The organism is Streptomyces sp. QH1-20, assembly GCF_041283565.1.
Lineage (GTDB): Bacteria > Actinomycetota > Actinomycetes > Streptomycetales > Streptomycetaceae > Streptomyces > Streptomyces syringius.
Genome location: NZ_CP166299.1, coordinates 2,483,947 through 2,509,680, shown reverse-complemented (window position 1 = coordinate 2,509,680; position 25,734 = coordinate 2,483,947). Strand labels below are relative to the sequence as shown.

The following is a 25,734-nucleotide window of genomic DNA, read 5'->3' as shown; positions in this document are numbered from 1 at the left end:
TGACTCCGCGCGCCAGCGGTGGCGCGTCGGTACCCCGCTGGCGCGCCACCCCCAGGCGCGCTCAGCGCTCGATTGCGCGCGCTACTGGGTGGCGCGCCGTGGGCTGACCTGCGGACTCTCCCCGCGCGCCATGTTCGGGCGCGCCTGTCCGCTTGCGGCTGGAGTCGGATGGCGCGTGCGTGGGCCCCGCCCGGAAGGTCGCGCGCCACAGCCGGATGGGGGCGCGATGCGACGGCGCGGGCACGCGGGCATGAAGAAGGGCGCGCCCGGATCGGGCGCGCCCCGAGGTGCAAGTGCGTCGTCAGTTCGCAGAGCGCGCCTGTGGTCGACGCTCGGCGCGCCGCTGTCGTCGAACTTCCTCGCGCGCCTTCCGCGCATCGTTGCGCACCGCGTTGCGCAACCGGGAGAACTCCTCCGGGTACTTCTCGGCGAGGAGCCGCATCGCCTGGAGACGGTAGTTCGGCGCGGTCGGCATCCGCCCCCACCGCGCCACCATGTAGTTCAGGGTGTACTGGAGGTACCGGAGCTCGGCCTCCAAGCGCGAGCGGAACTGTGAGACCCGCGCGCCGTATGCCTTGCGCGACTCGCCCTCCAGCTCCGGCAGGAAGTCCTCTGCGTTCCGCATCATCTGTACGGCCAGAGCTTGCGTGCGCGGGGCCACCTCTGGCGAGCGGAAGGCCAGGCCCTGGACGTAGTCGCGGCCGGACCGGGAGCTGCCGGCGGCCGCTTGGACAAATGCCGACCACTCAGCGGCGAACGCCTCGTCGTCGAGCTGCGCCAGGTACTCGGCCTCGTCTGCGGCAAGGTCCTCGACCGTGTCCACGACGGGTTGCCGCGCGTCCTGGAGTTGCTTGCGGAAGGTGCTGATGCGGGCCTGGTGATCCCGTTTCGACTCGCCGTCCCGGCGCTCGACCACGGCCTTGAACTCGCGGGCAGCCCGGTCGGCGGCCACGAGAGTCCGGCTGGCCAGCTCCGGCGACCGAAACGCGGCCGCCTGCACCTCCCGCGGGGCCCACTCGTCGATGCCACCCAGTACGTACGTGGTCCATGCCTCGAAGAACGCCTGGTGCGACATCTTCTTCAGGCGCTCGACCTCTGCCGTGGCCTTCTCGGCAGGTGGCTGCGCGTCGGCCATGCCCGCGGTTCCTCCTGGTCTTAGCGGCTCGCTGCTCTCAAGCCGCGGCGTGCCGCGCGAGGCGGCCGGTGCGTAGTAGGCGATGGCCGCCTCGCAACCGAACCCACCCCGTGTGCCGGGTCATCGCAGGAGCAACCACTCTCCGGCCCTGGACGCTCTGCACGCGCGCAGTGGTCTCGGGCTGTTGCCTGCTGGCCAGACCCGGGAGGAAAGGAAGACCCAAACTCCCAGAAACCAGCAGCAACCCTCAACGCGGTGGGTTCGGCGGCGAAGCGGCCACCTTGATGCGGATGATACCCGCCGGCGTCCCGGCGGGTTACCGGCCGCGGCGCTATCCGGCTTGTCCCGAGGGCTTCGGGCTGGTGACCGACTCGATCACAGGGGCCACCTTGCTCGGCTTCCAGAGCAGGTCGTACGTGGCCTGGGAGGCGGCAAGGACGGCAGCGAGCGTGGCGATGGTGAGGGTGCCGTGCTGGAACTGTGCCCAGCCGCCGGACGCCGCGACGGTGACGATGCCCGCGATCAGGGCGAGGACGGCGGCGACCACCTTCTTCACCTCCGCCGACCAGGTCGGGCGCTGCACGATCGCGGTGAGCAGCGGAAGGAAGGCACCGACCTGGGCGCCGGTGGTAATGGAGTCGAGGGTCGACATGGCGATTCTGCCTTTCATCGGGTGGATGACCGGCGGACTGTGCACATACGGGTGCGCTTACGTCGCGTCGTGGTCAGCCGGTGGTGTCCTCGTCAATGTCGGCGGCGATCTCGCGGGGCGGAATTGGTGCCGGGCGGTGGGGGGTGAGCAGGGCGTGGAGCTGTCGGATGTAGTCGATGGCGGCTGCCTTCCACCGTCGCCACTGCCGCTGTTCTTCCTGCAGGGTCTCGACCTTGCGCTCCAGATCGATCTGCCGGGCCTCCAGGGTGGTCACGCGTTCGATGGTCTGTGCGTTCATTACGCGCTGCTGTTCGAGCAGCCCGGTAAAACCTTGTGTGACGGTGGCGACGGCAGCGGCGCTCGCCTCCGCGTCGTTCTTCCGCTTGGTCTGGCGGTGCATGAGCCAGGCGCCGCCCAGGGCGCCAGCCATGCCGCACACCGGGGTGAGAACGGGCGCCATCGAGACAAGCCACATGGGCCCCTCCTCGTAGTCGGTCCTTTCCGTTGCGTCGCCCGTCTACGGCCGGCGCACCGCACACGGTGGCGTGCGCGGTGCCTTATGTCGTGTCCTGGTTCACGGGCCCTCGGCCTGGCCGTTGCTGCCGGGCACCCAGCCGCACGCACTGTTCCAGACCTTGCGGACCGCGGCGAGGATCAGCTCGTCCCCGACCGCCTCCTGCGCCGCATCGCTGGCACCCCCCTCGGGAACGGACTGCGCGGCCGCCGCCACTTCGGTATCGGTCGCGATGACCGGCGCGTAGCCGGAGGCGGTGAGGTCCGAGGGGTTTAAGGCGATGCGAGCCAGGGCGTAGCGGAGGTCGTGGCCGGGGGTGGTGGGGTCCTCGGCGCAGATCTCCTTGGCGACGTGGGAGAACGCCATCCGGACGCGGGCCTGAAATGAGGGGTTGGTTGCCAGGGCGTGTTGGGTGAGGAGGGCGGAGGCCATGGGCGGTCCTTCGGTCGGGGCTTACTTGGTGTAGGTCACGCGCAGGCGCGGGGCGTTGGTCTCGCCGAATCCGCGGGCGCGGCCGTAGTAGGTGGAGGCGTTGTTGTTGGGGTCCAGCGCCACGCCGCGGAACCACGAGGGGACGAATTCGCTGGTGATGTCGATCCACCTGCCTTCGTTGCGGGCAAAGGGGGCGGTCACCGACTTGGGGTCTGAGGAGAACGAGGCCGGGCGCGCGGCGTAATGGTGGGCCTTGATGACGGCCTTGCCGCCCGCGTTGGCGGACCAGAACTCGAAGTACAGATAGACCTCGGCCTTGATGATGACCGCGCCGTCCAGGTCGCCCAGGCTCGGGAATCCGACCAGAGAGGCCTGCATGCCGTTGGTGGCGGAGTAGTACCCCTGCAACATCTTGGTGCCGTAATAGCTGTTGTAGGCGCCTCGGTCGGCGTAGGAGCCGGACCATGTCGCGTCGTAGACCTTGGTGTACCGCTGGGGTGCGGGTTTCGTGCTGGCGCCGCCGGTGTTGTACGTCCCGGTGCTGGTGATGCTCGGTCCGACGTCCTCGACGTACATCGTGCCGGGGTAGTAGTCGGCGCCGAAGACGGCCATGGACTGACCGGAGGGGCCGTTGATGTTCGCGAAGGTGGCCAGGAGGCGGTGGGGGCCTTCGCCGAGCGCGGCGCCGGAGCGCACGAGCTCCAGGCGGACGCGTGCCCAGTCGGGTCCGGCGATGGGGGTGATCGCGGACTGGATCTGGGGCGAGGTGACGGTCGGGGCGCTGGCGCCGCCGTCGCGGAGCCGGAGCTGGAGTTCGCCGCCGGGCGTGGAGGGGTTGGCGTGGCAGTCCAGGACGACCCGGTACTGGCGGGCGGGCTCGGCGGTGAAGGCCAGCTCCATCAGGCCCATCTCGGTGCCGGTCGTCGAGACCGAGGAGGTGATGGTGCCCTGGGCGATGATGCCGCGCGGGAGGCGGTCCAGCAGGGTGTCCAGGTTGTCGCCGCCGACGGTCAGGGTCCCGGCCGCGGTGATGTTCTGGAAGCCGGCGTTGCCGCCCTGGTCGATGGTCGCGACGGGGCTGCCGTCGTTGGACAGGGTCAGGTAGTTCGGGCGTCCGGTGACCAGGGACACCGCTTCTTCTCCGTCGTTGTCGTAGAGGCGGAGGCCTTGGGGGCCGATCTCGGCGCGGGCCCCGTCGGCTCCGGAGGACAGCACCGGGCGGACCTCCAGGTTGTCGAACTGCACTGACCCGGCGGTCGGGGTGCTGACCTGGAGGCGGAGTTCAGCGGAGGCTACGTGGGGCGGGGCCAGCACGGTGGCCCCCACGTGCTTCCACACCCCGTCGGCGGGCGGCGAGGCGATGGGGATGGTGCTGGAGCTCAGCCAGGTGCCGTCTGCGGCGTACCAGCGCAGCAGGACGTACAGGGTTCCGCCGGTGTAGTCGGTGGCGACCTTGTAGTCGGCGGCGAGCCAGAAGCGGTCTCCGGGAGAGACGGGGAACTGCGGGTAGGCCAGGATCTGGTGTCCGGTTGTGGGCTTGGGGTCGACGCGCAGGGAGTGGGCGGAGCGGTTGCCGTCGGCGGCTATGGAGAACCCGGGCGCGGTGGCCAGGGATGCGGCGTACCCCGTCTCGAAGCCGGGGTCGGGGCAGAGGTTGCCCCCGATACCGACCGACAGCTGCCCCGCTCCGACGGCGCCGGCCGCCAGCTCGCGGGCTCTGATCGCCCCGGCAGCGACCTTCCCGGCGACCACGGAGTTGGCGGCGAGCCGGTCCGCGCCAATCGTCTCCGCGACGAGCTTCGTCCCGGGGATGGAGGCGTCCTTGAGCCACACGGCCAGGTCCAGCAGCGCGGACAGGTCAGGCCCGTCGACCTGTTTCGGTGTCGCGGACACGGCCGTCGACCCTGCCCCGGCGCCCTCCGCGGTGTTGACGCCGACTAGGCGCACCCACACCGGGGTGTAGCTGGAGGTGGCCACGGTGGTCGTGCCGCCGGCCACGTCGCTGATGGTCGCGGCCGCCGTCGCCGCCGTGGGGGTGAAGTCCGGCCCAGTCCCGACGTGGACCTGCACCCGGGCGAAGTCCAGGGGCGCGGCGTAGGCGTTGGCCCATTGGCCATCCCAGGTGACGAGCAGCCCGCCCAGGACCGGCGTCACCGTGGGCGTGGTCGGCGTGGGCGGGGGCGGCGCGTTGTGCGTGACGACCCCGACCGTGCCGTCTTCCTGTACCCCGACCGTCCCCCGCAGTACACCCTGCTTGTCGTACACCTCCAGCGCGCCGCCCTCGATCGAGGTGAGCGAGGCCTGCGAGGTGCGTTCCAGCGCGCGCAGGCGCCGGTCGTAGCCGTCCAGGAGCTGCGCCATGCGGCGTGCTTCGACTCGTGCGTCCAGCGCGTTGCCCATGGGCCGTACTTCAGGGCACGGCACGGCTTAGCGTCGCGTCCTCACCGGCTACCGGGTGCAGGTGTGGGTCAGTAGTGGAAGGAGTCGCTGCGTTTGAGTTCGAGGGTGCACAGCCCGTCGGCGCTGATCTCGTCGCCGACGATCCGGTGCCACACGTCCACGTCACCGACCCAGGGCAGGTGGAGCTGAAGGCGGACGTCGTCGCCGAGCTGCCATGATCCGAAGGCCGCGTTGGGGTGGTCCCAGATCTGGATCATCGGGATCTGGACGCCCATGGTCCGGCCAGCGAGTTCCTGCTCGCCCCGGGTACGCAGGGCCTTGTCCCCGGAGAGGGTCTTGTCCGCGACGGTGGCGACCCGGCGTAGCCGCCCGTCGAAGCGGTGGACCTGGGCGCGGGCCATTTTCCGGCCTTCCCCTTTGCCGAGCACGATCACTTCGTTCGCGAAGTCATCGGACATTCCTGTGGGGGTGGCGACGGCGGCTACGTTCTCGCCGTCGGCGATTCTCAGGTCGGTCCGCTTGCGGCCCAGGCGGGGGGTGCCGAGCCGGATGCGGTGCTCGATCTGGTTGCCGCCGCCGTCCCACTGGTGTGTCTCCAGCCAGTCGAACGGGATGTCCTTGGCGAGCGAGTCCAGGGCGGCGCCGCAGTCGGGGGTGTCCCACCACTCCAGCCGCCAGGGGTCTTTGCCGTCCTCCGCACCGAGCATCTCGCCGAGCTTGTGCCCGTCGATGCGCAAGCCGATGTTCCCGTACGGGCGGGACTGGACGTGCTTCCAGATGGCCCGGAACGCGTCGTAGACGTCGATGCGGGGCCCCGGGTAGGGCTTGGGGGCCTTCGGGATTTTCCTCCTCGGACTTGTGCCGTCCTCGTACCCGTCGTGGTTCTTGTCCTTGCCCGCGTTCGGGTCCTTCGGGTCGATCATGTCGCCGGAGACGAGGGTGTCCTCGAAAGGGATGCCCGTCGGGTAGCAGGAGAGACCTTCACACTCGATGGTCTTCTTCGCGCCCTCGTACCCGATCTTCGTCACGATGCCGCCCCATCGCAGGTGCCCGTCGACCTCCAGGTACAGCTTGGTGGCCCACTCCTGAATGACCGGCCGGCCGTCGGCGCCGAGCATCCGCGCGTACTCCGGTTCGATCGTCCCGGCCATCGACCCCGGCCCCGACAGTGCCCGCTTCGGGTTGCTCGACAAGGTGAGGGGCACCTCCCAGTCGAGGATCTCCCCGCCCAGCGCCCGCTGGGCGATGAACCGCCACCCCCGCATCAGATCGCGTCCTCGTGCGGGTCCTCGGCGAACTCCACATCGAGGAACACGCTCGCCCCGCCGTCGGCCTCCAGCACCCCCCGGTAGTCCGGGGCTCCGGCACCCTCAAGCGTCACGGTCTGCACCGTGCCGCGCAGCCCCGGCGGGACAGCCAGCGTGCCTCCGCCGACGAACGTATAGCGCTGACCTCCGCGATACGTGCAGTTGAAGCGTGTGGCGGCCGTGGTCAGGGACCCCATCCGCACCCGCAGGTAGCCGTAGGAGTCGGCCGAGTTGCGCTGGTCGAGCCCCGCCCATGTCGCCATCACCGTCGCCGACGTCGCCCACTCCGGCACCTCCAGGTCCCATCGGGCCCCGTCAGGGAACATCTCGAACTCCGGATACTTGATGTTGCCGACCTCGTCCATCCGTTCTGCCTCCCACACACCGCGCAGAGCCCGCACAACGCGGCGGCGGCGGGGGTTGGCCATCTCCCGCAGGCTCGTGATCATCGCGGGGGTGATCGTCGAGGTGTTCGGCGGGATATCGATCCGCGCCAGCGTGATGGCCGAGTCACCCGAGCGCACCTGCCGCACGCTCTTCACCGACTTCGACACCCCGGAGATCACCCGGGTGAAGATGTACGGGCCCGCGGCCTTGTCGGCGGGCTGAGGCCAGGTCTCCCCGTAGGAATACGGGTTCTCGATCCGGGCGATGATGAGGTCACTTCGTCCGGCCGCGCCGGTACCCGCGATGGGGATCTCGTCGGCGGCCGGCAGACGGGCCGCGTACGCCTGATAGGTGGCGCCGCGGGCCCGGTTGAGGATCGCGGCCGCGCCGGGCATCACCTGGACCGCGGCCGCTGGCGACGGCAGAGCCCGTACCCGCAGGTCTCCACCGCCGATGATGCCCTCTGACCCGGCGAACGCGGCGTAGGCCAGGACCCTCGCGATCTCGCTGGAGTGCTCGGCCCCGCCCTCGGTGAACCACGGCACGCTGTCCCACGCCATTTACTTGCCTCTCCTCGCCGTCCGTTGCTTCGGCGTGGACTGTTCCCCCGGGGAACACCTTGTGTCCCCCCTCCAGGAAGGTCAGAGATAGGAGTAGGCGTCGCGCCAGGCGACGGTCATGTAGGCGTTGCCCGTGTCGTCCTTGCCCCGCAGGATCAAGTCCCTCCGTCCCAAGGGCAGCCGCATGTCCGCCAGCAGCGGCGAGGACCGGTAGAGGGCATCAGCGACGGACGCTCCGTTGCGCAGCACGGTCCGCGCCCAGGGCCGAGGATCGATCCGTACCGACTGTCCCGCGCCCAGGGTCAGGTTCAAGCTGACCTTCCAGCTCCCCAGGACGTCGCATACCGGCTGGCTGATCGGGCCGTAGAAGGTGATGACCGGCCACGTCGGCACGTCCCCAGCCACGACGATGTCGCCCGGCACCCGTGTCGCCCCCGGGCCGGTCATCGACAGCGGGGAGTGCAGCGGCCCGCGAAGGCCACGATGCGGTGCTGGCTCCATGTCCACCCGCGTGGCTTGTTCACGGTCGTCGTAAGCCACATCCTCAGCGGCCAGGAACGACGCCTCCACTGTCGTGTGGCCCTGCCGAGTGAGCCGGGACGAGGCTGCGGCGAACTTCCGCGGCCGTCCGTAGAACCTGCGGGCCCGCCCACCCTGCACCGTGCGCAGCACGGCGGGCGTCGCGAACCGACGTCGCACCGCGTCCCCCCGCCACGCCTGAGCCAGGACCGACACGGCCCCCAGATTCGCGCCGTGCCGGCCCAGCGGGGTGGGTGCCGCATCGACGGTGTCCACACCGATGGAGAAGTCGATCACAGCGGTGCTGCGGTGGTCCTGGCCCAGGCGGACGCCGTCCTCACGTGGCATCGGCACGTCCCCGACCTCCGCGTCCCCGTACGTGATCTCGTACGGCTCGACCAGGTCGAAGCCCGTCTTCCGCGTGCCGAAGAGGAAGTCCACCCCGGGATGGACCCCGTTCGCACCGTAGAGGAGATTCCACTGCCCCTCGGTGAGACGGCGTTCAGACATGGGCACCTCCGTGCCTAATCCGGCGTAGCTCGAACATGGCGTCGTGCAGTGCGGCCCCCGGGGTGATGGGCGCGCCGGTCATGGTCAAGTTCAGGTCCCCGCCGACGAGCGACGAGCCGCCCTGGCTGTGACTCGGGCGGGCGAGCGGTGCGGAGCGAGCGCTGCGATACAGGGCGCTGGCGCCCCCTTGCGCGGCGTTGGCCTTCTGGGCGTAGACGACCTGGCCGCCGAACCGGCGGGCCACCTCCTCCAGGACCGCCTTGGACCGCGTCCGCTTGGCCGGGCTGAGGGGTACATAGGCCTCCCCCTGCGTCTCCGGCTCCGCCCATACGCGCACAGAGTTGGCCGGGGCGATCTGTGCGACGTGGTTCTCCCGGCGGATGCCGCCGTTGGCGAAGAACTCCAGCAGCCCGCCGTTCGCGTTGGGCAGCGTCAGTGGCACCCCGTCCACCATCGGCGGGCCGAGACTCACGGTCTGGACGTAGTTGGTGATGGTCCGGCCCTGGAGCGAGTTGATGGCGGCCTGCAAGGCCGCGACCGAGCCCCGGGCCTCGTCCGTCGGAGCCGAGACCCGCACGTTCTTGCTGCCCGGGACCGACTCCACCGTGAAGCCGAGGGCGCGCAGCTCCTCCTGGGCCAGAGCGGTAGGAGCCGACACCGTGAGTGTTTTGCCCCGGAGGGAGGCGATTTTGTCCCTGATGGTCGTCAGGTCGGCGGCCGCCGCACCGATCTGCGCCTGCACCGTCACGTTCTTGCTTCCGGGGGTCGAGGCGAGATCGGCGATGAGTGACCGGAGCTGACCGCGAGCCGCGTCGGTCGGCGCGGTTACCTCCACCTTCTTGCCCCCGGGCAGGGCTGTCACCGTGAAGCCGAGGGCGCGCAGCGCGGTGATAGCCGGGCCGGTCGGGGCGTCGATCTTGATCGTCTCGCCCTTCGGCAGGGCCAGCAGCTTGCTCTGGAGCCCCAGGACCTGGGTGGTGACCTCGTCGGCGCCGTCCGCGCGGATCAGGGTGGTCACGGTGTCGGGCATCAGGCCGAGCCGGTCCGCCAGGCCCTCCGCCTCCGTCTTGGTCAGCCCCAGCTCACTCCCATACCGCACGGCAGCCTCACGGGCCTTCGTCATCTCCGCCTGACCCGACTTCAGCGCGTCGCCCAGATTGGTGCCGTTCGCCTTCGCCGCCTCGTACGCGGCGGTGGCCGCGCCCATCGCGGCCTCCCGCAGCTCCTTCATCCGACCGTTGAACTCCTGCCCCGAACGGCTGGCCGTGTTGATCGACCCGTTCGCCAGCAGCAGCTCCCGCGACGCGTTCGCGATCTTGCCTCCGCCCTGGTCGAGCGCCTCGTTCACGCTCAGCACCGCGGCGTTCAACCGCGTCTGCGCGTCGTGGAAGCTCTCGGAGTTGCCGGTGATCGCGTCCAGGGCCCGCTTGAGGCTGTTGACCTTCTCGTCGGCGGACGAAGTCTCGGACGACAGTCCGCTCATCGCGGACCGCAGCCTGTTGAACGCGTCCGCGCCCCCGCCGACACCCTTGGTCGCGGCCTCCAGCTCACGGTTCTTCCCGATCGCGCCTTCCAGCTCGCCGCGCACGCCCTTGAGAGCCTCCGCGGCGGCCTTGGCCCGCCTGCCCGTCTCGTCCGTCACCGACCGCTGACCGCGCGTTTCGCGGTTGCCAGCGATCTCCTTCAGGTGTGTGTGCGCTCGTGCCGTGTCTTCGAGCTGCTTCTGAAGCTTCTCCAGCGAGTCCTTCGGCCCCAGGTAGGCAGTGGTCAGCTTGCTCAGCCCGATTCCCGCCCGGTCCATGACGGCGGTGAGCTTGGCGTGGCCATTGGCCACCTTCGTCTCCTGCAGCAACTGGGCCGCCTGCGACCTGACGTTGGCGTCGATCACGCCGCCGGAGTCACGCAAGGCCCGCGACAGGGAGTTGACTCGGTCCTCGTGAGCTTGGGTGGCGCGCGCGGCTTTTTCCTGACTGCTGGCCCACAGCCCTACGCCGATGGTCACCGCGGTCAACGCCGCGCCGAGCGGACCGCCGAGGGCGTTCACCAGCCCGCCCACGCCGAAGCCCGCCGAACGTACGGCCGCGCTGGCGTTGCGCATCGCGCCGCCGAGCGTCCCGGCACCCGCGGCCGTGGACCGGTAGGCCGCCTGCATCCGCTGCCAGGTGCCGATCTGCGGGCCCACTGCTGCGGTGACTGCCGAACCGGAGGTGACCACGTTGCGCATCGCGCCGCCGAGCGCACCGGCCGCGGCACCAGCGCCGCGCATCGCCCCGGGGATCGCACGCCCTGCCTGCGAGGCCGCCAGACTCAGCCGCTGCCACGCGCCGATCTGGGGGCCGATCACCGCGGTCGTTCCGGATGCTGTCGTAGCCAGGCCCCGCATGGTGGTGCCGAACCGGCCCAGGGCGCCGGTGATGCCGGTGACGATCTTCAGCGCCACCAGTGTCCCTAGGAGCGTCCCCAGCGCCGTACCGAGACCCGGCACCACGGTCATCAGCTGGTTGAAGAGAGACAGCAGCCCGTTGAAGGCGAGCAGCAGCGTCCCGAGGCCGGTGCCGACTGATGACAGGGTGGCGAAAGCTTGCGCGAGGTTGGCTATCAGGCTGACGACGGACGGGCCGATTGACTGACCGATCGAGTTGAGGAAGGCGCCGACGCCCGGCATGAGCTCCGTGCGGATCTGCCGGATCAGGTCAGTGAAACCGTTGTTCCGGGCCAGCCGACCTAGGCCGCGGAAGAAGTCTCCGACCAAGGCGTTGAGTTCATGGAAAGTCGGGCTCGCGTCAGCGAAAAATTGCCGCATGGACAGCTGGCCCTTCTCCGAGCGAGCCCAGCGGTTGAACCGCAGCAAGGTGCCCTCGAACCCGTCGAGGAGCGCGTTACCGCTCTCCATCCCGGCCCGCCCGACCGCGGCCAGGCCCTTGCCCAGCCACTTCGTGCTGCGGCCGAGCTGGACGGCTTTGTCCCCGGCATGGTCCAGGAACTTCGCCAGGCTGCCGGTCTCCCGGCCGGCAGCGGTCGAGGCGCGTATCCATCGCGACAATCGCTCCGTGCCGTTTCCCAGTCGCCGGGCGAAGGGCCCCGAAGCGACGAGGAAGTCGAGCGTGGCATGTCCGAGGTTGCGCAAGGTGCCGGTGAAGTTCCCGATCAGCGCCGAGTTCGTCTTCGCGACCGTTCGGAAGTCGCGGGCGAACAGCCCGGTCCGCATGAACCGGGCACCGCGCTGCATCAGGCCGCCCATCTGCCCGGCGGCATCCCCCAGCGAGGACTCCAGCAGCGGCAGGGCCTTCTTCGATAGCGGCTCGATCTCGTCCTTGATCTTGGAGAAGAAACGTTCCTGCACAGACATGCGGAACTTTTTCCACTCGCCCCGCACCCCGGCGATGGACAGGATCGTCTTTTTCGCCGAGGACGAGACATCGCCCATCGCCTGGGCGAGCGCCTGCTGCTGCGCTGTGGTGACCTTCGTGCCGGCGTCCAGCTGCTGCTGGTTCTTGAAGGTCTGCTTGAGTGCTTCGCCGAAGCCACCAAACGCGACCTTCGTGCCCAGGGCCGCGGTACCGGCAGCAGCGATCAGCCCCGGGATGCCGCCTAGGACCCCGACGGCCGGAGTCGCTGCCGAGACCAGAGCCGTCAGAGCGGCACCATACTGGGTCAGCGCCCCCAGTGCCGGGCCGACCACAGACACGATTGAGCCCATGGCCAGAGTGCGCATCAGGCGCCTGCCGCCGCGCATCCGTGCAGACGTGGGCGGCTCGATCTGCACTGGTACACGTACGGGGTTCCGGTTGGCTTCCCCCTGAACGCCCGCCACCAGGTGACGGATTCGGCTGAGGAGGCTACCGCCGCGTTGGCCCTCGTCGTCCGGCCGGACCGGAACAGTGACGCCGTTGCTTCCCGAGGCCCGTCGGACGGCTTCGTCGAGTTCTTGGCGAAGCCGTCCGCCCCTGAACTTGACCTCGACCTTGGCGGAGACGCCGGTGGATGCCTCCTTGACGGCCGTCTCAAGCCGTTTGCGCAGCCCCTTGTCATTGATCCGCACCGGGACCTTGATCTTCAGGCCCTCGGTGACGGCCTCAATCTTCGTCCTCAGTTCCTCGGCGAAGCCGCGCAGGTCTGAGACGACCGGCACCTCCAGCCGCCCGGCCTGCATGCCCTCACCCAAGGCGCACTGCTCCTCGTCGTGTCGCGGCTGCCAGCAGCTGCTGGTGCCCGCTGGTGGTCGTGGCCTGCTCGCCGCTGCGCGCCGCGTCGGCGTCGCCGTAGGGGCGGGGGACCGTGCGCGGCTTCTTGCGGCGCAGATCCGAGGCAAGCAGGGAAACTTCCTCGATCAGTTGCGCGAGAAGCTCCGTGGTGACGGTCCACCCGCTGACGCGGGAGGACCGGGTACAGGATTCCTCTGGCAGCCGGTCGAGGAAGGCCGTCAGTCGGCGGAGGCCGATGAAGTTGGGCTGTCCGGGGCGGAGCCAGATGCCACGGGCGTCGATGCCGTGGAATCGGGCGAGGTCGGATTCGACGTCTCCCCACTGCTCTCGGAGAAGCCGGAGAGTCCAAACAGTTTTCCCATGGACACTCCGTACTCGCGGGCAAGGGCCTTAGTGAGCCTGACGTAGTCACCAAGGGACGGCCGGCAGTCCGTGAATGCCTTGTGCTGCTCCGGGCCGAGGAGAACCGCATAAAGATCCTGGATGCCCTTCCAGAACTGCTTGGGGAACCGCGGGCGTTTGGTCAGCAGCTCGATCGCCTCGCCGGCGACACTGTTGCTCGTAGTGACCGCCAGGTCGCCCAGAAGCCCGACCAGGTCCAGTTCCTCCGACAACAGCGTGTCCAGGGCGGTCGCCGGCAGCTCAGCCGGGAACACGAAGCGGTGCTTGTCGAACAGGACGTGTATGCCGTCGGGGTGCTGTACTTCGCGGCGTGCGGCGTCGAGGTCAATGATCGTAGTCATGGCGGGTGCTCCTCCCCTAGGTTCTGATCGAGCCGCGAAGGTAGAAGGGGGCGGAAGCTTGTGTCGCGTCTTGACTGCGGAACGCGTCGGCCCGAGGAGTTGCCTCCTCGGGCCGACGGGGTTCGTCACACGGCCGGGGCGAACGCCGGGTCGTTGGTGAGCATGTACCAGGCGTCGGAGCCGTCACCGCCCTGCACGGCTAGGCGCAGGGGGAGCACGCTCTCCTTCGACTTTTGCAACTCCGCCTCAACGCCCTCCATCTGCATGGTGCGGGGGAAGACGTATCGGTAGCATTTGCCGCCGTCGACGACCTCGATCAGGGCAGCGATCTCGCTGCGGCCACCGATCGGCGGCGGCGTGAACTTGTAGTGCTTGGCGTCCTTTCCTTCTGTTCCGGTACTGATCTCGGTGATGGAACCGCCGCCGAAGACCGCGACAAAGTTGCGGCCGTTCCACTGTTGAAGGTCTACCTCCAACGTGGCTGCTTCGGAGGTCTGGAAAGTGCGGCTAGGGAAGTCCGTCTGGGCCGACTTCACCGACTCAAAGTCCGGTTCCTCCTTGAACTTCAAACTATCTTCGGTGGTGAGCCCCACCGACTTCCAGCCGGTGGGCATCTCCACGGTGGCGTCCGCGGGCGCCGGGGTGCCGACCTTGGCCAACCAAACGTGGGTTCGGGCGGGTACGACGATCTCGCGCGAGTTGGTGATCTCGGCGGCCATGGCTTCTCCTCATGCCTGGGGTGGGATGGCCGTCGGACCGTGGAGGAGCCAGTCGGTTAGCGTCGCGTGCTGGCCTCTGACGGGCGCAGAGTGACAAGGAGCCCGAGGATATGACGGGGCTGCCCGGTGGCGAGCGGCGAGTCGATCAACATGCCTGAGGGGCGGACACGGCTGACGACGGGGCGCATGGGGTCTTCTGGGGCGTCAGTGAGCTCCGCCGTGGCCACCGCACACATCAGCAATGCGCGGCGCAGCGCCGCCGGGCCGGGCCAGCCGCCGGGGTCTCCGTAAATTTCGAGGGCCACCTCGGGTTCGATGGCCCATGACAGGTTGCGCAAGTCGCCGCCAGCCCCGGCGGTGACCCGCAGGTGAGGCCAGGGTGCTTCGAGGATTCCAGAGACCCGGTTGGGACCTCCGAGAGCCATGGCCACCTTGGGGTGTTCGGCGAGCCAGGACAGAACGGTAGCGACGGGGTCCGCGTCGGCGACCGCGTAGGAGTCGGTCATGGTCAGGCGCGCTCTCGGGCGAGGTAGCCGCTGTTGCGCAGCTGTCGGGCGTAGTCGGGGGAGAGGCGCGCTGTGTCGCCGGGACGGAAGTCGCGGTGGTCGATGCGCAGGTGGTGGGCGAAGGTAACGCGCTCGGCTGTCTGGCCTTCGCGGAGCGGTCGGCCGACCACCTGGGGCGAGTAGGTGGTCGGGGTGTCGTCACTGGTGGTGGCCTTCTTCGTGGTGGTCATGGGCGTAAAGGGTGCTGGCGGGGACTGCTTGTGTCGCGGCGTCCCGTGCAGCGGGAGGGTGGAGGCTTGCTTGTTTCAGAGGGGCGACCGCAAGGCGTCCCTCGTCGCTCCGTTCACTTCAGCTCAAGGTCAGCTTCGGGCAGCAACGGCTGCGGCGGCACGAGCCATGAAGTGCGTGCCCTCAGCGACGAAGCTGCCGGGGTAGACGGTGCCCACTTCGGCCTCGACGACCATCGGGCCGCTCGCGGTCACCGTCACGGTGACTTTCCTGCCGGTGATGACCGGCGGCCCGGTGCTGATATTGCGGGCGATGCCTTCGGGGTCGATAGCCGTGCCGCACCGGCAGTTCTTGAGGTTCGCGACCGCGCGGGACGACTGGTCGCGGGGCTGGCGCATGTAGATGCTGGAGCCGACGCCGCGGTGCTTGCGGTCCCAGTCCATGCTGTTGATCGTGAAACGCAGGTTGCCGGGAACGACTTGGCCCTGCGCCTGCATGTGGGTGGGCCTGACCTTGTCGTCAGCCATCGTGACCCACCGCTTCGTGGGCGGGGCGAGGCGCTTGGCTTCGACTTCGACCTGGTAGGCGATGCGCTGGACGTGGGGGGCGATCATTCGCGCCAGCAGCGTCTCCAGCGCAGGGTTCGGCGTGAACTTCGCCATGTCACGGTACTTCCGGGGGGTTGCGGGTGGCGGACAACTGAACGTAGTCGGCGGCGGGGCAGCCGGGCACCCGGTGGACGCGGGCGGTGGTGACGGTCCACGTCATGCCGGTCTCGTCACCGACGACGTCGCCGGGCTCAACGGGCCAGGCGGCCGGGTCCAGGCGCAGGGACCATGTGCCATCCGGTTGCTCCAGCGCGGAGCCGGGCGAGGTGCCGCGCGGCTTGGACCGCTGGCTCGGGTCCGGTGGCACCGGGACGCCGTTCGCGTCTCGTGACCACGGGTGCTCGAGCGCGTACAGCGACAGCAGCCGATTGGGGAGGACGACGGCCACCTGGTCAGCCCTTCCCTGGGGTGACGAGGGCTTGCCGGATGCCCGTGGTCACTGCGGTGATGTACGTGGTGAAGGCGTTGGTGGTGTTCTTCCGGTTCGGGCGGCTCATGTCACCGTTCTCGAAGAACTGAGCGCGTTGCGCGTTGGTGAGTTCGAGCTGCACGCCTATGCGTCGGGTGCCGCGGTTGGCGATGTTTGCCGGGTCGTTCCCGTTGAGGTCTTCGGCGGCCACGCTGACCGCGAAGCCTGCATTGGCCAGAGCCTCGCCGATCTGGTCGCGAAGGTTGTAGTCGAGGCCGCCGAGGTAGGTCATCGCCGTCGTGCCGGCCGCGCCGTGCCAGGACACGATATGGCTCGCGGCTTTGGCCATCGCCAGGCCCTGCGGCTCGTCAAACCGGGTCGACGTGATGTGCAGCTCCGCGTTGGCGCCCGCTTCCTTGAACCCGTCGAGGGTGTAGAAATCGTGCACGTCGCCTGCGGCCGCGTCAGCGAGTTCGGTGGTGCCCTGCTCGATCCCGCCTCCGTGGATGGCGAGGTGCAGAAGGCTGGAGAAGGCGGAGGTGCGCCACGCCCGCTGGTAGTGGATGCCCTCGATCTGGCCGCTCGCCAGCTCCGCGTACGACTGGTACAGATCGCCCATGGGCCCGTTCCTTTCTTCTGGTCAGCGCCAGCGCCGGGAGCCGCTGGGCGAGTACGGCCACGAGGCACGCGGCGGGCGGGACAGGGGCTGGAACACGAGGCGGCGCAGTCGGTTGAGGCTGTCGATCGTGGGGAGGGCGCCCGCCTGCCCGGTGGTGGGCGCGGAGTCGTACGAGATGGACTGTCCTTCAGCGCTCACCGAGGAGACCCGGCGGCCCGGTCCCGTGCTCTGGTCGGGCCGCTGCCGGACGGACTCGGCGGCGTGCGCGACGACGTACCGCACCACCGTTTCCTCCTGGGCGCCGTGCAGACCGACGAGGAGATCCACGTCGTACGTGCCGTCCGGGTTGGCTCGGTAGGAGACCACCTCGGCGATGTCATCGACGTGGACTGGCCAGGTGCAGATGTCGTCGAGGGCATCCGCCCATCGGGGCGTGACGCCGCGCAGCGTGGTCGTGGTAGGCACCAGGGGGCGGTTCAGGTATGCGGTGACGTCAGCTTGCGCGTTGCGGATCTCCTCCTCGTAGGCGGCGCGCTGGGCGGAGGTGAGGGGAAGCGGGATGCCGAGGGTGTCGGCGACCGCTTCCGGTGATCCGATCAGGCCCTGGCCGGTCGGGAGGTCGAGACGCACGGACGTGTCCGTGACAGGCTCCCCGGCCGAGTTGGGGGTGAAGGTGACCGCACCCCAGTACCGGCCGGGCGGGACGGTGGGCAGGTCGAACCGGTACACCCCAGCTCGGAGGCGGTCGGCGGGTGCGGCCGATGCGACCACCGGCCCGTCCCGTTCGGGCGTGGCGTACAGGTCGAGTCGCGTCACCTGCCCGCCGGCCGGGGCCGGGTCGTAGTGCGCCCCGGCCCACATGGGCTTGTGGTCGTAGACCGACACCCCTTCGTCTCCCTTACTGGTTGTTGCCGGTGCGCGCGGCCTGCGCGTCGAGGCGTTCGCGGATGCGGGCGGCGATGCCCTCGGAGACCACGGCACCCTTGGGCTGGAGGAGACGGGTGACGGGGTTGCGGTGCGGCCCGAGGAAGGTGCGCTCGACCAGGCGGACGGTGCACTGAAGGGTCGAACCGAACGGGGTCAGCGGCACGAACACTCCGTCGAGGTCCACGGGCGGCTGTCCGATGGCGTCGTCGAGGATGACGTCCGACAGGTTCTCCTCGTCCGGGATGACCTCGGTCGGCGTGACGTACGGGCTCGGCGCCGAGGGCTCCGCAGCCTCGTCGACGTGCGGCGGCTCCAACGGGGCGGCGTCCGGCGCGGCAGGGGCCGAGTCAGCCTGAAGGGTGTCGGTCTCGGGGGCGACTGCCTCGGCCGGGGCCTCCTCAGAGGCCGTCTTGGCGGCGGACTTGCGGGTGCGGGCGGTGGTGGCCATGGATGGCTCCTCAAGCGGTGTCAGTCCGAACGCGCGCACCCTGCACAAGGAGCTCGGCTTGTGTCGCGTGGTGCGGTATGTGCGAGAAGGGGCCCCGCTTCGTGCGAGGCTCCTTCTCGCTCCGGTCAGCCGCTGGCCGGGGCCTCGTAGGTGAAGCCGTCGGCCTTGGAGACGGCGCCGCTGTCGTCGGCGAGTTCGACAGCCACTGCCCCGATAGCGCCGGGCGGAGTCTTCACGGTCAGCTCGGCGGCCGAGCGGACGTGAAGGCCCGCGCCGGCCGCGCCGCCGAAGGTCACCGCAGAGATGCCGTCGAGGTCGGCGCCCCTGATGGTGACGGTGGTGCCACCCGTATCCGGACCCTTGGCGGGGGTGACGCTGGAGCCCGTCGCCGCGGTGAACAGGCGGTCGACGGTGGAGCGCAGGACGATCGTCCCAGCCTGGTAGAGCAGGAAGCGCTTGGAGCCTTCGGGCTGCCCGTCGCCGCGCCCGTACGGCTCAGAGACATAGACGTCTTCGGTGACCCGTACGGGCGGATCGTCGAGCGCGGCCGCGGGGAACGCTGCCTTCGTGATGCGGGTGCCGTCCTGGCGATACAGGCCCATGGTGTCCTTCCTCCGGATGCGGTGGTCGAGGGAGGGTGCACAGCGTCAGGGGCTTGAGTCGCGTCTTGCCGAGGACGGGCACTTGCCCAGCTGGACAAGAACGATCATTGGGCAGGGGTGGAGGTCAGCTCCGGCTGGCGCTGCCGTAGTTCTCCAGATAAGCGATGGCCGCCCTCAGTCGTTTGGCATCATCCTGGAACGAGCCAAGCCCTGGTGCGTCGAGTCCTCGCAGCGGCTGGGCCGTCACCGCTGGGTCGTCGAGAGGACGGTGTCCTGGCTCACCGGCTGCCGACGTCTGCACCGCCGCTATGAGCGCAAGGCCGAGCATTTCCTGGCCTTCGTCGGCATAGCGGCAGCCCCCATCAGCTACCGCCGACTCGTCAAGTGAAACGGCGACTTACAAGCAGGGAGGGCGGCCGAGGTGGCCGGGGATCTGCAGGGCGCGCGGCGGGCTGGGTGGGGGGCTATTCCTTCACGGCCGGTGGCGAGGGCCGTGTCTGTGTGCGGAAGCCGCTGGCGAGGCACGAGGGGGTGAACTCCTTGCGATCTCCCTCGATGCCGTACTTCAGGCCGTCGTCGGAGATGGCGCCGAGGCCGACCCAAAGGGCGGGCGGGATGCCCAAAGCGGTGGGGCCGGCGGTGCCGAGGGGCGACCTAGGCGCCACCGCTGGCGCCGGACATGGCCAGATCGGCGGCCCGGTCGATTTGAATCAAGGGATGAAAGGTTCTTTCACCGGGAGCCAAGCAATACGGACATATAAGCGACTCCGACACGTGCAGGTGAATATTTTGCGCACTTCTGGTGCTACTCATCTGTTAGGTGTCACTTAGTAGTTATCGGATACAAGGCTCGTCCGAGGAGGAGATAAATGAAGCTGCGCGTATGGGCGCTTTGTGCCGCCTCAGCACTGGTCATGCTGATCTCCACGCCGGTAACAGCGCAGGCGGAGGCGGCTCCCTCGAACTGTCCCTCCGGCTACATCTGCGGGTACGACTGGAAGGACTACACAGGCAATCGGGTAGTGAGTCGCCCGGGTGAGTTCCATCGTTACGACCCCCCGGCATTCTCCGTCTACAACAACACCCCCAATTCAGTGTGGATCTACACGGACGAGGCGTGCACTCAGCAGGAGGGGCCGATCCCCCCGGACTCCGGTCTGTCCAACACCTACGCCTACTGCGCATGGGCACCGGCCTAGAGGTCAGCGACTTCGAAGGCCCCCGCCATGAAGCCCACTCAGGGAAGTGAGTGCAGGTGGACGGCTTAGGTGGCGCCGAAGCAGGTAACGGCCGGGTTGTTCCAGAGTCGCCAGCACGGAGCAGCGACCGTGCCCGCAGCGGTGAAGGCGGCTCTGGGTACGGAGGCTGGCGGTGGTGCCAGTAAACGGTGATCGGAAGGACTCGACCGGCCCGCGAACGCTGTAGGTCAGGCCCCAGATACGAAGACGGTCGGGGGGCCGGACGTCCGCCGCCGGTGCGCGCGTAGATCACCAGGTGGGCAGTGACCGTGTCCTGGCCGCCCACGCTCTCACCCCCGCTCCCCAGGGGCGATCACGCACCCGGGGAGCGGGGGCTCCTCATCCGGGCCGCTGACGCCGTCGGCAATAGCGGCAGCCCTCATCAGCTACCGCCAACTCGCTAAGTGAAACGGCGGCTTAGGCGATGGCGTTGGAAGATTCGTGCGGGTGTCGAGGAAGCGGCGCGGTGTCGCCGCAGTCTCCTCGTCGACCGTGGCCAGGGAGCTCCTACGCTGCACGGTGGGCCCTTGCGCGCGGTCGGCACTCCGGGTCAGTGCGTCCAAGTCCGCTGCAGGTCCGCTGAGTTTCTTGTCGGCGTTCCTCCGTGTCAGGTCTGCAGAAGGAGGGCGGAGGGGAGGCGCCGCCCAGGACGGCGGGCGGCGCCTCCCCTCAACGGGGTCAACCGGTGGGCTGGGTCCAGGTGCCGATCACGAAGGACTCCGGACGCGGGATCTCGAGGGCAACGCGCTCGTCCCCACGGAACGTGATCAAACCCTTCTCGAAGTTGTCGGCGTTCTCCGAGCTGACGGTGACGCTGACGTTCTCCCTGTCGTGCAACTGGGCGCCCAGGCCGAAGGCACCAACGAGGAAGTTGTTATCCGCCATAGCGGTCGTCTCGACCACATCCAGCCGCCAGACGCGCTTCGTCGCGCCGACGGCGATCTGCAGGGCGACGCGGAACGCGCCGGTCTTGTCCTCTTCGACCTCGACGTGTTCCCACATCGTTGGGGACAGGACGATGCCAGTCGGGTCGTACTCGGCCAGCAGAGCCTTGGTGATCGACCGCCGGATCTGGACGCTGTACTGGTCGGTGTTGAGACCGGTGTACTGCTGGACGCCAGGGGTGTTGAAGATTCCGGTCAGCGACTGGCCGTCCCCGACGGAGTGCAGGAGGTCCCAGTCCTCCTGGTACTTCACGCCCTCGATCATGCGGGTGTTGATGAAAGTCTTCAGGCGCGGTTCGTCGCTGAGGATGTTCTTGTGCGCATCGAGGAGATGCGCGATTTCACTGACCGGGTACATCACCGGGACGAGCGAGAGCTTCGAGCGGGGCGCCCGGCCCCAGGTGTCGGTGTCCGCTCCGGTCGCCGGGCTGGTGCCGTCGGCGCCGTAACGTTCCTTCACCTGCTTGGCGTTGTTGGTCCAGCCGGTCTCCCGTGCGCCGTAGAGCACGGCCTGCTTGGTGCTGCTCTTGGGGAACAGGTCGCGGATGTGGAACTTCCGGTACTCGCGCTCGGCGATTCCCAGGTTCTGCGCGGGGCCGAGGGTCTGGTGCGTGACGGTCCCGGCGGACAGGCTGAAGATGGACTTGCCCTCCATCTCCGCGCGGACGTACGGACGGTCGCGGAACCCGGCCTGGGCGGCGTTCTTGTAGGCGTCGCTTTCGACGAACAGGTCACCGAGGCTCTTGCCCTCGATGGCGCCCAGCGACTTCTGGCCGTAGTGCTGGCCTGCGGCAGGCACGGAGTCGGGCGCGGCGAGGTACTGCTTGACCTCGCTCATGCCCTCCGCGTCGGCGATCAGCTGCTTGAGCTCCATGGCCTGCGCGGAGACCTTCTTGAAGGCGTTGGCCTGCTCGGTGCTGACGACGAAGCCGCCGTTGTCCTCCACCTTGAAGGTCTGCGAGATCCGCTCGGCTTCGGCGGACTTCTCGGCGAGCTGGGTCTTGAGGCCCCTGACCAGGCCTTTGTTCTCCGAGATGACGGGGGTGCTCACGGTGTGCTCTCTCCACGTGCTGGGGTGCGGTTGACGTGCGTCGCTCGCCCGGCCAGCACCGGGACGACCCGACTACGCGGGGCATTTGAGAGAGCGGGGGTGGTTAACGTCGCATGCTGCCGTTCCTCACGCGTCAGAGGAAGACAGCACACGGCTCTGACCTGCTGTTTTGGTTTGATCGGTTGGGCGCGCCCGCAGGGGCGGATGGTGGGTCGCCAGCGTGGTGGTTGAGGCTGAGTCGCGGGTGTTACCCCTGGATCGCGGCGAGTTGAGCCTTCACCTCTTCGGCGTTCAGGCGGACGGTGTCATCGTCGTCGCCCTCGTCACCGTCCGGTCCGTCTGTGATGGCGGGGGCGGAGTCGTGGGGTTCGTCGTACGGGTCGTCGTCCCACAGGTCGATGCCGTTGCCGGCCATCGGGGACGACCCGGCCGCGGGCGGCTGCTGGTCGCCCTCGTCGCTGGAGCCGACATCCAGACCCTTGGAGGAGAGGGCGGCGAGAAGTTCGCCGACGGTGGCGCGCACGGGTTCAAGCTGCTGGGCACCGTTGGCGGCCTGGATGCGGGCGGTGGCGTCCGCGAGTGCGCGCATGGTCGGTCGCACGACCCTGCTGTCCCGAGCCTCGCTGTCGTCGGCCGCACGCGCAGGCCCCTGGTCGGGGATGACCACGGTGGTCAGCTCGACGGGCTGCGGGGCGCCGAGAGATATCTCGGGGCCGGCGCTGTCGTACGGCACGGCGTAGGTGACCGGGTCGGTGCTGTCCTGGTGGACGGAGACGATGACGCGGTCGGGGTAGGTGGCTTCAACGCACGTCCAGGTGCCGTCCTCGGCGGCGAGCAGGCGGCGGACGGCGGCGCCGACACGGTCTCGGATCTCCTCGTACGAGGCGGGTAGCGGCTGGATCGGCGACACGGTGGCTCCTGGGGTGATGAGGGACTTGGCTTCGAGGACGGCGGCGCGGGCGCTCTTGCTCTCGACGTCTCCTCGGTTCTTGTCGAAGGCGCCTGCCACCTTGGCTTCGAGCACTGCGGCGCGGGCGGTCTTCGCTTCGACGCTGGCCCGCAGTCCGAGACCGTTCGTGCCCAACTGCGTAAGCCTGGCGTCCCGGGCAGGCTTGTCGTCGGCGGCTGGGCCGGTGAGGCGGATGGGGGTGGCGTCGGGGCCGCGCACGACGTGCACGGTGTCGAAGGCGACGGGGAGCGGCGGCACGACCGGGGTGTCCGCCGGCAGGCCGTAGCCGAGGGTGATGTGCGGGGTGAACCCGTGGTCGGTGCGCAGTGCTCCGGCCAGAGACGACAGGGCTAGTGCGCTGATGACTCGTTCCCGGAGTTCGCTGAGGCCGGGCACGTCGACGGGAACGAATACCGGTTCGCCATCCCCTGCGTCCGGGAAACGGCCGATGCCTCCGATCTTCCCGGTGAGCGGAACGGCACCGTCGAGGGCTGCGGCGACGACGCCAGCAAGGTCGTCAGGATGGCCGGGGAGCTGGTCGGCGGCGTCACCGAAGTAGGCCAGGGTGATGTGCAGGTCGCGCGGGGCGGTGCCGTCGCGGTGGGCGATCTTCCCAGCGATGCCGGCGGGGATGTAGAGGGCGACCATGGCGCCCCGGCCCACCTGCTGTTCGGCGGCCTTGACGTCGATGTGGCCGCTGGATGCGGTGGTCTTGTGCTCCAGCTCGACTGAGCCGGGGTCGGCCTTGACCTCCAGCGACCTCGTCATGGGGTGTGCGCCGTGGAGGACTGGGGAAACCTCGTACAAGTCCAACTTGTGGATCATACGGACGCCGTCGGAGCGCTTCGTCGCAGCGCCCGGCGGGACGCGGTAGCCGATGGAGAACTGGGCTTCGCCGTGCTCGTGCCACTGCCGCACCTGCTCGTACACGTCGCGGCCCTTCGACGTTCGCAGGTTGAACTGGATGGTCGCGACGAGCGCCCCGGCTTCGGTAGGCCAGTTCGGGATGCTAGCGAATCGGGGGTCGCCGGGCTGCCACTCGGCGATCTCCAGCACGACGCCGATGGGCTGCTGCCACTCGTGGTGCCAGACCGTCTTGACGGGTCTGGTCGCCAAGGTGTGGGCGAACGCGCCGGGGACGATCAGGTCCGCGACTTCGTCAACGACGCCCGTGACGGCGAAGATCGCCCGGCACGTGCCCTTACGGGATGCGGTTACTCGGGGCATGGGGGCGGGTGGCACGGGGAGGAACCTCCGGCGGGTGGACAGCTGGCCGCCGGGACCGTGCAGTGCCTACCGGATTAGTGTCCTGCGCTCACCCCGTGTTGGGTCCTCTGGCCCACCCCGGACTCGATAGTTCACCACCGCCGCGTAGGCCCGACGGCTGACGTCTACGCGCTGACCTCTGCTTCGGGGTTCCTCGCCTCCGCAGCGGTCCGGGCCGCGACCCACCCCTTCGTCCAGTAACGGGCGCCGAACTGCTGCTCCTTGTCGGCGCTGTACTGGTCGTAGGGGCAGGCGTCGGAGGGGTCTCCCTGTGTGAACGCGGCCTTGCCCTCGTCGAGGAGCGCCAGGTACCTCTGGCGATTCAGCTCCACCGGTTTTGCTCCTAACTCTGCGTCGGCGGCAACAGCGGGTCCTGCCCGCCGTGTTCGGCTTCCGCATTGCCAACGGCACCGCTGGCCTGGCTGTGGGTGCGGGTCATCTGGGCGTCATCGACATCGATGGCCCAGACGTCCGGGTCCGTGTACCGCCACACCTGGCCAGTGGCATCGCGGACCCATCCGGTCAGTGTGCCGTCTGGGGCCTGATCGAGCCACGCCTCCTCGCCGTCGGCGCCCCTGTAGGCAGCGAACGCGGTGGCCGGATCTGTCTCGTCGCCTTCGTCGTACATGTCCCCGGACCACGGGCGCGCATCGTCCTCAGGGGCAGGAAGCGCTTCCTCGGCAGACTCGTCCTCGGTCTCTTCGCCCGCCGGTGATTTCACTACCGGCGATTCCGGGACTTCTTCAGTTGGCTCGGTGCCGGGGTCGGTCTCGTCTTCCGGGGCTTCGTCGGTAGGTCTGTCCGCCGCCGGGTTCGCCTCCGGGGCGGCCGGGGTACCGGTGTCTGCGCCTTGCGTGGTGTCGGCGTCCTGGTCTTCCTCGTCGTCCCCGAACGGCTTGCGGCCTTTGGGGAGTGCCTTGATGGCGAATCCGTATCTGGTCACCGGCGGAGCATGAAGAAGCGGCCGCGCTAGTGTCTCGGCCGCACTAGGGCGTGTCCGGGTGTGTAACCGCCCACCTTCCAGGCCTGAATGCTGGCGATCATCAACGCCCTCCACTAAACTCTGTGTTGCTCATTCAAGAGCCACAAGCACTGGCGACGTGTCCGATGGGGGACAGTGCTTCAATCTCGATAGGCAATGAGCATGATGAGTCTCTAATCGTCGCAGAGCCTCAGCAGGCCATCCGTAAGCGGTGGTCGAGCTGAGGCTGCCCGCCGACTGGTCGATCACCTTCGTGAAGGGATCGACTGGTGAGGCTGACTTTTCCCGTTCAGGTACTTCTCGCGCTGCTGTCCTTCGTATCGTCGCTGCTGGTAGCGGTGGTGGCGGGGGTACTTTCTCATGAGACTGGGGCGCCGACAGCTGGTGCGGTGCTGTACGGCGGCGGCGCGTTCATCGGCTGGATGACGCTCTGTTTCACTGTGTTGACGGCGCTCGGCCTGCTCGGGCGTCACAGCCCTCCCGGCGAGTGAGGGGCGCCCCGCATTCAGGAGCGTAGCCAGAGTCGGATTGCAGCGAGGGTGACGGTGCCGTGGAAGATATGCGCTCCCTTGTCGTACCTGGTCGCCACAGCCCGCGACGCCTTGAGGGCATTCATCGTTCGCGAGGTGCTCCCACTCCCTTCTCAATGACGTCGGTGTATCGACGCAGCACTGCGAGGACGGCCTTTTCGTCGTCTCCAGCTACGACACGCAGCGGGCCTGTCGGCGTCAGGGGGATCGACTGGCCCGCGTGCAGTTCGACGAGCGCGGCCGCGCGGGAGGAGCCGACTACCGGCCGGTCCGCGTCTCCAGTGACGTGTACCTGGTAGGCGGACCCGTCGTCGAACCGGCCGGTGACGGTGTGCGGCATCGTC

The 25,734-nt window shown here is 68.8% G+C and carries 26 protein-coding genes and 2 pseudogenes; 3 read left to right on the top strand and 25 right to left on the bottom strand.

Going from position 1 to position 25,734, the window contains the following annotated elements:
- Positions 1 to 301: 301 nt before the first annotated feature.
- The 19 genes from AB8O64_RS11240 to AB8O64_RS11150 all read right to left on the bottom strand — a co-directional run bounded on the left by AB8O64_RS11240 (position 302) and on the right by AB8O64_RS11150 (position 18,430).
- Positions 302 to 1,135 carry a hypothetical protein gene (locus tag AB8O64_RS11240; protein WP_370419023.1) on the bottom strand — a complete coding sequence of 278 codons (834 nt, stop codon included), beginning with the start codon at positions 1,133 to 1,135 and terminating at the stop codon, positions 302 to 304.
- A 331-nt stretch (positions 1,136 to 1,466) separates the two neighbouring features.
- The gene (locus tag AB8O64_RS11235; protein WP_370419022.1) at positions 1,467 to 1,805 is read right to left on the bottom strand and encodes a hypothetical protein; all 339 of its coding nucleotides are present in this window, start codon (positions 1,803 to 1,805) and stop codon (positions 1,467 to 1,469) included.
- Positions 1,806 to 1,860: 55 nt separating this feature from the next.
- The gene (locus AB8O64_RS11230; RefSeq protein ID WP_370419021.1) at positions 1,861 to 2,262 is read right to left on the bottom strand and encodes a hypothetical protein; all 402 of its coding nucleotides are present in this window, start codon (positions 2,260 to 2,262) and stop codon (positions 1,861 to 1,863) included.
- Positions 2,263 to 2,361: 99 nt separating this feature from the next.
- Positions 2,362 to 2,733: a hypothetical protein gene (locus AB8O64_RS11225; RefSeq protein WP_370419020.1), complete on the bottom strand. Its 372-nt coding sequence runs from the start codon at positions 2,731 to 2,733 to the stop codon at positions 2,362 to 2,364.
- 21 nt (positions 2,734 to 2,754) lie between these two features.
- The gene (locus AB8O64_RS11220; protein ID WP_370419019.1) at positions 2,755 to 5,133 is read right to left on the bottom strand and encodes a hypothetical protein; all 2,379 of its coding nucleotides are present in this window, start codon (positions 5,131 to 5,133) and stop codon (positions 2,755 to 2,757) included.
- Between the two features lie 68 nt (positions 5,134 to 5,201).
- Positions 5,202 to 6,398 carry a hypothetical protein gene (locus AB8O64_RS11215; protein WP_370419018.1) on the bottom strand — a complete coding sequence of 399 codons (1,197 nt, stop codon included), beginning with the start codon at positions 6,396 to 6,398 and terminating at the stop codon, positions 5,202 to 5,204.
- Positions 6,398 to 7,387, bottom strand: coding sequence for a hypothetical protein (locus tag AB8O64_RS11210; RefSeq protein ID WP_370419017.1), 990 nt, complete (start codon positions 7,385 to 7,387; stop codon positions 6,398 to 6,400). The genes AB8O64_RS11215 and AB8O64_RS11210 overlap by 1 nt, the downstream gene beginning before the upstream one ends.
- Positions 7,388 to 7,468: 81 nt before the next feature.
- Positions 7,469 to 8,416: a hypothetical protein gene (locus tag AB8O64_RS11205; protein ID WP_370419016.1), complete on the bottom strand. Its 948-nt coding sequence runs from the start codon at positions 8,414 to 8,416 to the stop codon at positions 7,469 to 7,471.
- Positions 8,409 to 12,581, bottom strand: coding sequence for a hypothetical protein (locus AB8O64_RS11200; RefSeq protein ID WP_370419015.1), 4,173 nt, complete (start codon positions 12,579 to 12,581; stop codon positions 8,409 to 8,411). The genes AB8O64_RS11205 and AB8O64_RS11200 overlap by 8 nt, the downstream gene beginning before the upstream one ends.
- A 258-nt stretch (positions 12,582 to 12,839) precedes the next feature.
- Positions 12,840 to 13,364 carry a hypothetical protein gene (locus AB8O64_RS11195; protein ID WP_370419014.1) on the bottom strand — a complete coding sequence of 175 codons (525 nt, stop codon included), beginning with the start codon at positions 13,362 to 13,364 and terminating at the stop codon, positions 12,840 to 12,842.
- Between the two features lie 125 nt (positions 13,365 to 13,489).
- Positions 13,490 to 14,083, bottom strand: coding sequence for a hypothetical protein (locus AB8O64_RS11190; RefSeq protein ID WP_370419013.1), 594 nt, complete (start codon positions 14,081 to 14,083; stop codon positions 13,490 to 13,492).
- Positions 14,084 to 14,139: 56 nt separating this feature from the next.
- Complete coding sequence (locus tag AB8O64_RS11185; RefSeq protein ID WP_370419012.1) at positions 14,140 to 14,589, bottom strand: hypothetical protein; 450 nt, start codon at positions 14,587 to 14,589, stop codon at positions 14,140 to 14,142.
- A gap of 2 nt (positions 14,590 to 14,591) precedes the next feature.
- The gene (locus AB8O64_RS11180; protein WP_370419011.1) at positions 14,592 to 14,819 is read right to left on the bottom strand and encodes a hypothetical protein; all 228 of its coding nucleotides are present in this window, start codon (positions 14,817 to 14,819) and stop codon (positions 14,592 to 14,594) included.
- A gap of 129 nt (positions 14,820 to 14,948) precedes the next feature.
- Positions 14,949 to 15,479: a hypothetical protein gene (locus AB8O64_RS11175; protein WP_370419010.1), complete on the bottom strand. Its 531-nt coding sequence runs from the start codon at positions 15,477 to 15,479 to the stop codon at positions 14,949 to 14,951.
- Between the two features lies 1 nt (position 15,480).
- Positions 15,481 to 15,813 (bottom strand): hypothetical protein, encoded by a 333-nt coding sequence (locus AB8O64_RS11170; RefSeq protein WP_370419009.1) that lies wholly within the window; start codon positions 15,811 to 15,813, stop codon positions 15,481 to 15,483.
- A 4-nt stretch (positions 15,814 to 15,817) separates the two neighbouring features.
- A complete protein-coding gene (locus AB8O64_RS11165; RefSeq protein WP_370419008.1) occupies positions 15,818 to 16,453 on the bottom strand; it encodes a poly-gamma-glutamate hydrolase family protein in 636 nt (211 codons plus the stop codon).
- Positions 16,454 to 16,474: 21 nt separating this feature from the next.
- On the bottom strand, positions 16,475 to 17,338 hold the full coding sequence (locus AB8O64_RS11160; RefSeq protein ID WP_370419007.1) for a hypothetical protein: 864 nt from the start codon (positions 17,336 to 17,338) through the stop codon (positions 16,475 to 16,477).
- 13 nt (positions 17,339 to 17,351) lie between these two features.
- The gene (locus tag AB8O64_RS11155; RefSeq protein WP_370419006.1) at positions 17,352 to 17,828 is read right to left on the bottom strand and encodes a hypothetical protein; all 477 of its coding nucleotides are present in this window, start codon (positions 17,826 to 17,828) and stop codon (positions 17,352 to 17,354) included.
- Positions 17,829 to 17,953: 125 nt separating this feature from the next.
- The gene (locus AB8O64_RS11150; RefSeq protein WP_370419005.1) at positions 17,954 to 18,430 is read right to left on the bottom strand and encodes an IPT/TIG domain-containing protein; all 477 of its coding nucleotides are present in this window, start codon (positions 18,428 to 18,430) and stop codon (positions 17,954 to 17,956) included.
- Positions 18,431 to 18,647: 217 nt separating this feature from the next.
- Between AB8O64_RS11150 and AB8O64_RS11145 the strand changes: the two are divergent.
- Both AB8O64_RS11145 and AB8O64_RS11140 read left to right on the top strand, forming a co-directional pair.
- Positions 18,648 to 18,818 (top strand): annotated as a pseudogene (locus tag AB8O64_RS11145) (transposase); the annotation flags it as partial.
- Between the two features lie 481 nt (positions 18,819 to 19,299).
- Positions 19,300 to 19,629, top strand: a complete 330-nt coding sequence (locus tag AB8O64_RS11140) for a peptidase inhibitor family I36 protein (protein WP_370419004.1) — start codon at positions 19,300 to 19,302, stop codon at positions 19,627 to 19,629.
- A gap of 717 nt (positions 19,630 to 20,346) precedes the next feature.
- On the opposite strand, the gene AB8O64_RS11135 is transcribed toward AB8O64_RS11140, so the two are convergent.
- The 4 genes from AB8O64_RS11135 to AB8O64_RS11120 form a co-directional block, all read right to left on the bottom strand.
- Positions 20,347 to 21,663 (bottom strand): phage major capsid protein, encoded by a 1,317-nt coding sequence (locus AB8O64_RS11135; protein ID WP_370419003.1) that lies wholly within the window; start codon positions 21,661 to 21,663, stop codon positions 20,347 to 20,349.
- 247 nt (positions 21,664 to 21,910) lie between these two features.
- A complete protein-coding gene (locus AB8O64_RS11130) occupies positions 21,911 to 23,839 on the bottom strand; it encodes an HK97 family phage prohead protease (protein WP_370419002.1) in 1,929 nt (642 codons plus the stop codon).
- 164 nt (positions 23,840 to 24,003) lie between these two features.
- Positions 24,004 to 24,210: a hypothetical protein gene (locus AB8O64_RS11125; protein ID WP_370419001.1), complete on the bottom strand. Its 207-nt coding sequence runs from the start codon at positions 24,208 to 24,210 to the stop codon at positions 24,004 to 24,006.
- Between the two features lie 11 nt (positions 24,211 to 24,221).
- Positions 24,222 to 24,821, bottom strand: a complete 600-nt coding sequence (locus tag AB8O64_RS11120; protein ID WP_370419000.1) for a hypothetical protein — start codon at positions 24,819 to 24,821, stop codon at positions 24,222 to 24,224.
- A gap of 308 nt (positions 24,822 to 25,129) precedes the next feature.
- Between AB8O64_RS11120 and AB8O64_RS11115 the strand changes: the two genes are divergently transcribed.
- Positions 25,130 to 25,351, top strand: a complete 222-nt coding sequence (locus AB8O64_RS11115; protein WP_370418999.1) for a hypothetical protein — start codon at positions 25,130 to 25,132, stop codon at positions 25,349 to 25,351.
- Between the two features lie 14 nt (positions 25,352 to 25,365).
- Here the strand turns inward: AB8O64_RS11115 and AB8O64_RS11110 are convergent.
- A pseudogene (locus AB8O64_RS11110) lies at positions 25,366 to 25,482 on the bottom strand (IS5/IS1182 family transposase); the annotation flags it as partial.
- Positions 25,473 to 25,730 carry a hypothetical protein gene (locus AB8O64_RS11105; RefSeq protein WP_370418998.1) on the bottom strand — a complete coding sequence of 86 codons (258 nt, stop codon included), beginning with the start codon at positions 25,728 to 25,730 and terminating at the stop codon, positions 25,473 to 25,475. The gene AB8O64_RS11105 and the pseudogene AB8O64_RS11110, both read right to left, overlap by 10 nt.
- Between the last annotated feature and the right edge of the window lie 4 nt (positions 25,731 to 25,734).

Coding starts and splice junctions, on each gene's coding strand:
- AB8O64_RS11195 (WP_370419014.1), bottom strand. CDS start 13,364: ATGACTACGATCATTGACCTCGACGCCGCACGCCGCGAAGTACAGCAC.
- AB8O64_RS11230 (WP_370419021.1), bottom strand. CDS start 2,262: ATGTGGCTTGTCTCGATGGCGCCCGTTCTCACCCCGGTGTGCGGCATG.
- AB8O64_RS11140 (WP_370419004.1), top strand. CDS start 19,300: ATGAAGCTGCGCGTATGGGCGCTTTGTGCCGCCTCAGCACTGGTCATG.
- AB8O64_RS11220 (WP_370419019.1), bottom strand. CDS start 5,133: ATGGGCAACGCGCTGGACGCACGAGTCGAAGCACGCCGCATGGCGCAG.
- AB8O64_RS11105 (WP_370418998.1), bottom strand. CDS start 25,730: ATGCCGCACACCGTCACCGGCCGGTTCGACGACGGGTCCGCCTACCAG.
- AB8O64_RS11130 (WP_370419002.1), bottom strand. CDS start 23,839: ATGCCCCGAGTAACCGCATCCCGTAAGGGCACGTGCCGGGCGATCTTC.
- AB8O64_RS11155 (WP_370419006.1), bottom strand. CDS start 17,828: ATGGCCACCACCGCCCGCACCCGCAAGTCCGCCGCCAAGACGGCCTCT.
- AB8O64_RS11165 (WP_370419008.1), bottom strand. CDS start 16,453: ATGGGCGATCTGTACCAGTCGTACGCGGAGCTGGCGAGCGGCCAGATC.
- AB8O64_RS11150 (WP_370419005.1), bottom strand. CDS start 18,430: ATGGGCCTGTATCGCCAGGACGGCACCCGCATCACGAAGGCAGCGTTC.
- AB8O64_RS11185 (WP_370419012.1), bottom strand. CDS start 14,589: ATGACCGACTCCTACGCGGTCGCCGACGCGGACCCCGTCGCTACCGTT.
- AB8O64_RS11205 (WP_370419016.1), bottom strand. CDS start 8,416: ATGTCTGAACGCCGTCTCACCGAGGGGCAGTGGAATCTCCTCTACGGT.
- AB8O64_RS11215 (WP_370419018.1), bottom strand. CDS start 6,398: ATGCGGGGGTGGCGGTTCATCGCCCAGCGGGCGCTGGGCGGGGAGATC.
- AB8O64_RS11225 (WP_370419020.1), bottom strand. CDS start 2,733: ATGGCCTCCGCCCTCCTCACCCAACACGCCCTGGCAACCAACCCCTCA.
- AB8O64_RS11180 (WP_370419011.1), bottom strand. CDS start 14,819: ATGACCACCACGAAGAAGGCCACCACCAGTGACGACACCCCGACCACC.
- AB8O64_RS11210 (WP_370419017.1), bottom strand. CDS start 7,387: ATGGCGTGGGACAGCGTGCCGTGGTTCACCGAGGGCGGGGCCGAGCAC.
- AB8O64_RS11190 (WP_370419013.1), bottom strand. CDS start 14,083: ATGGCCGCCGAGATCACCAACTCGCGCGAGATCGTCGTACCCGCCCGA.
- AB8O64_RS11175 (WP_370419010.1), bottom strand. CDS start 15,479: ATGGCGAAGTTCACGCCGAACCCTGCGCTGGAGACGCTGCTGGCGCGA.
- AB8O64_RS11240 (WP_370419023.1), bottom strand. CDS start 1,135: ATGGCCGACGCGCAGCCACCTGCCGAGAAGGCCACGGCAGAGGTCGAG.
- AB8O64_RS11235 (WP_370419022.1), bottom strand. CDS start 1,805: ATGAAAGGCAGAATCGCCATGTCGACCCTCGACTCCATTACCACCGGC.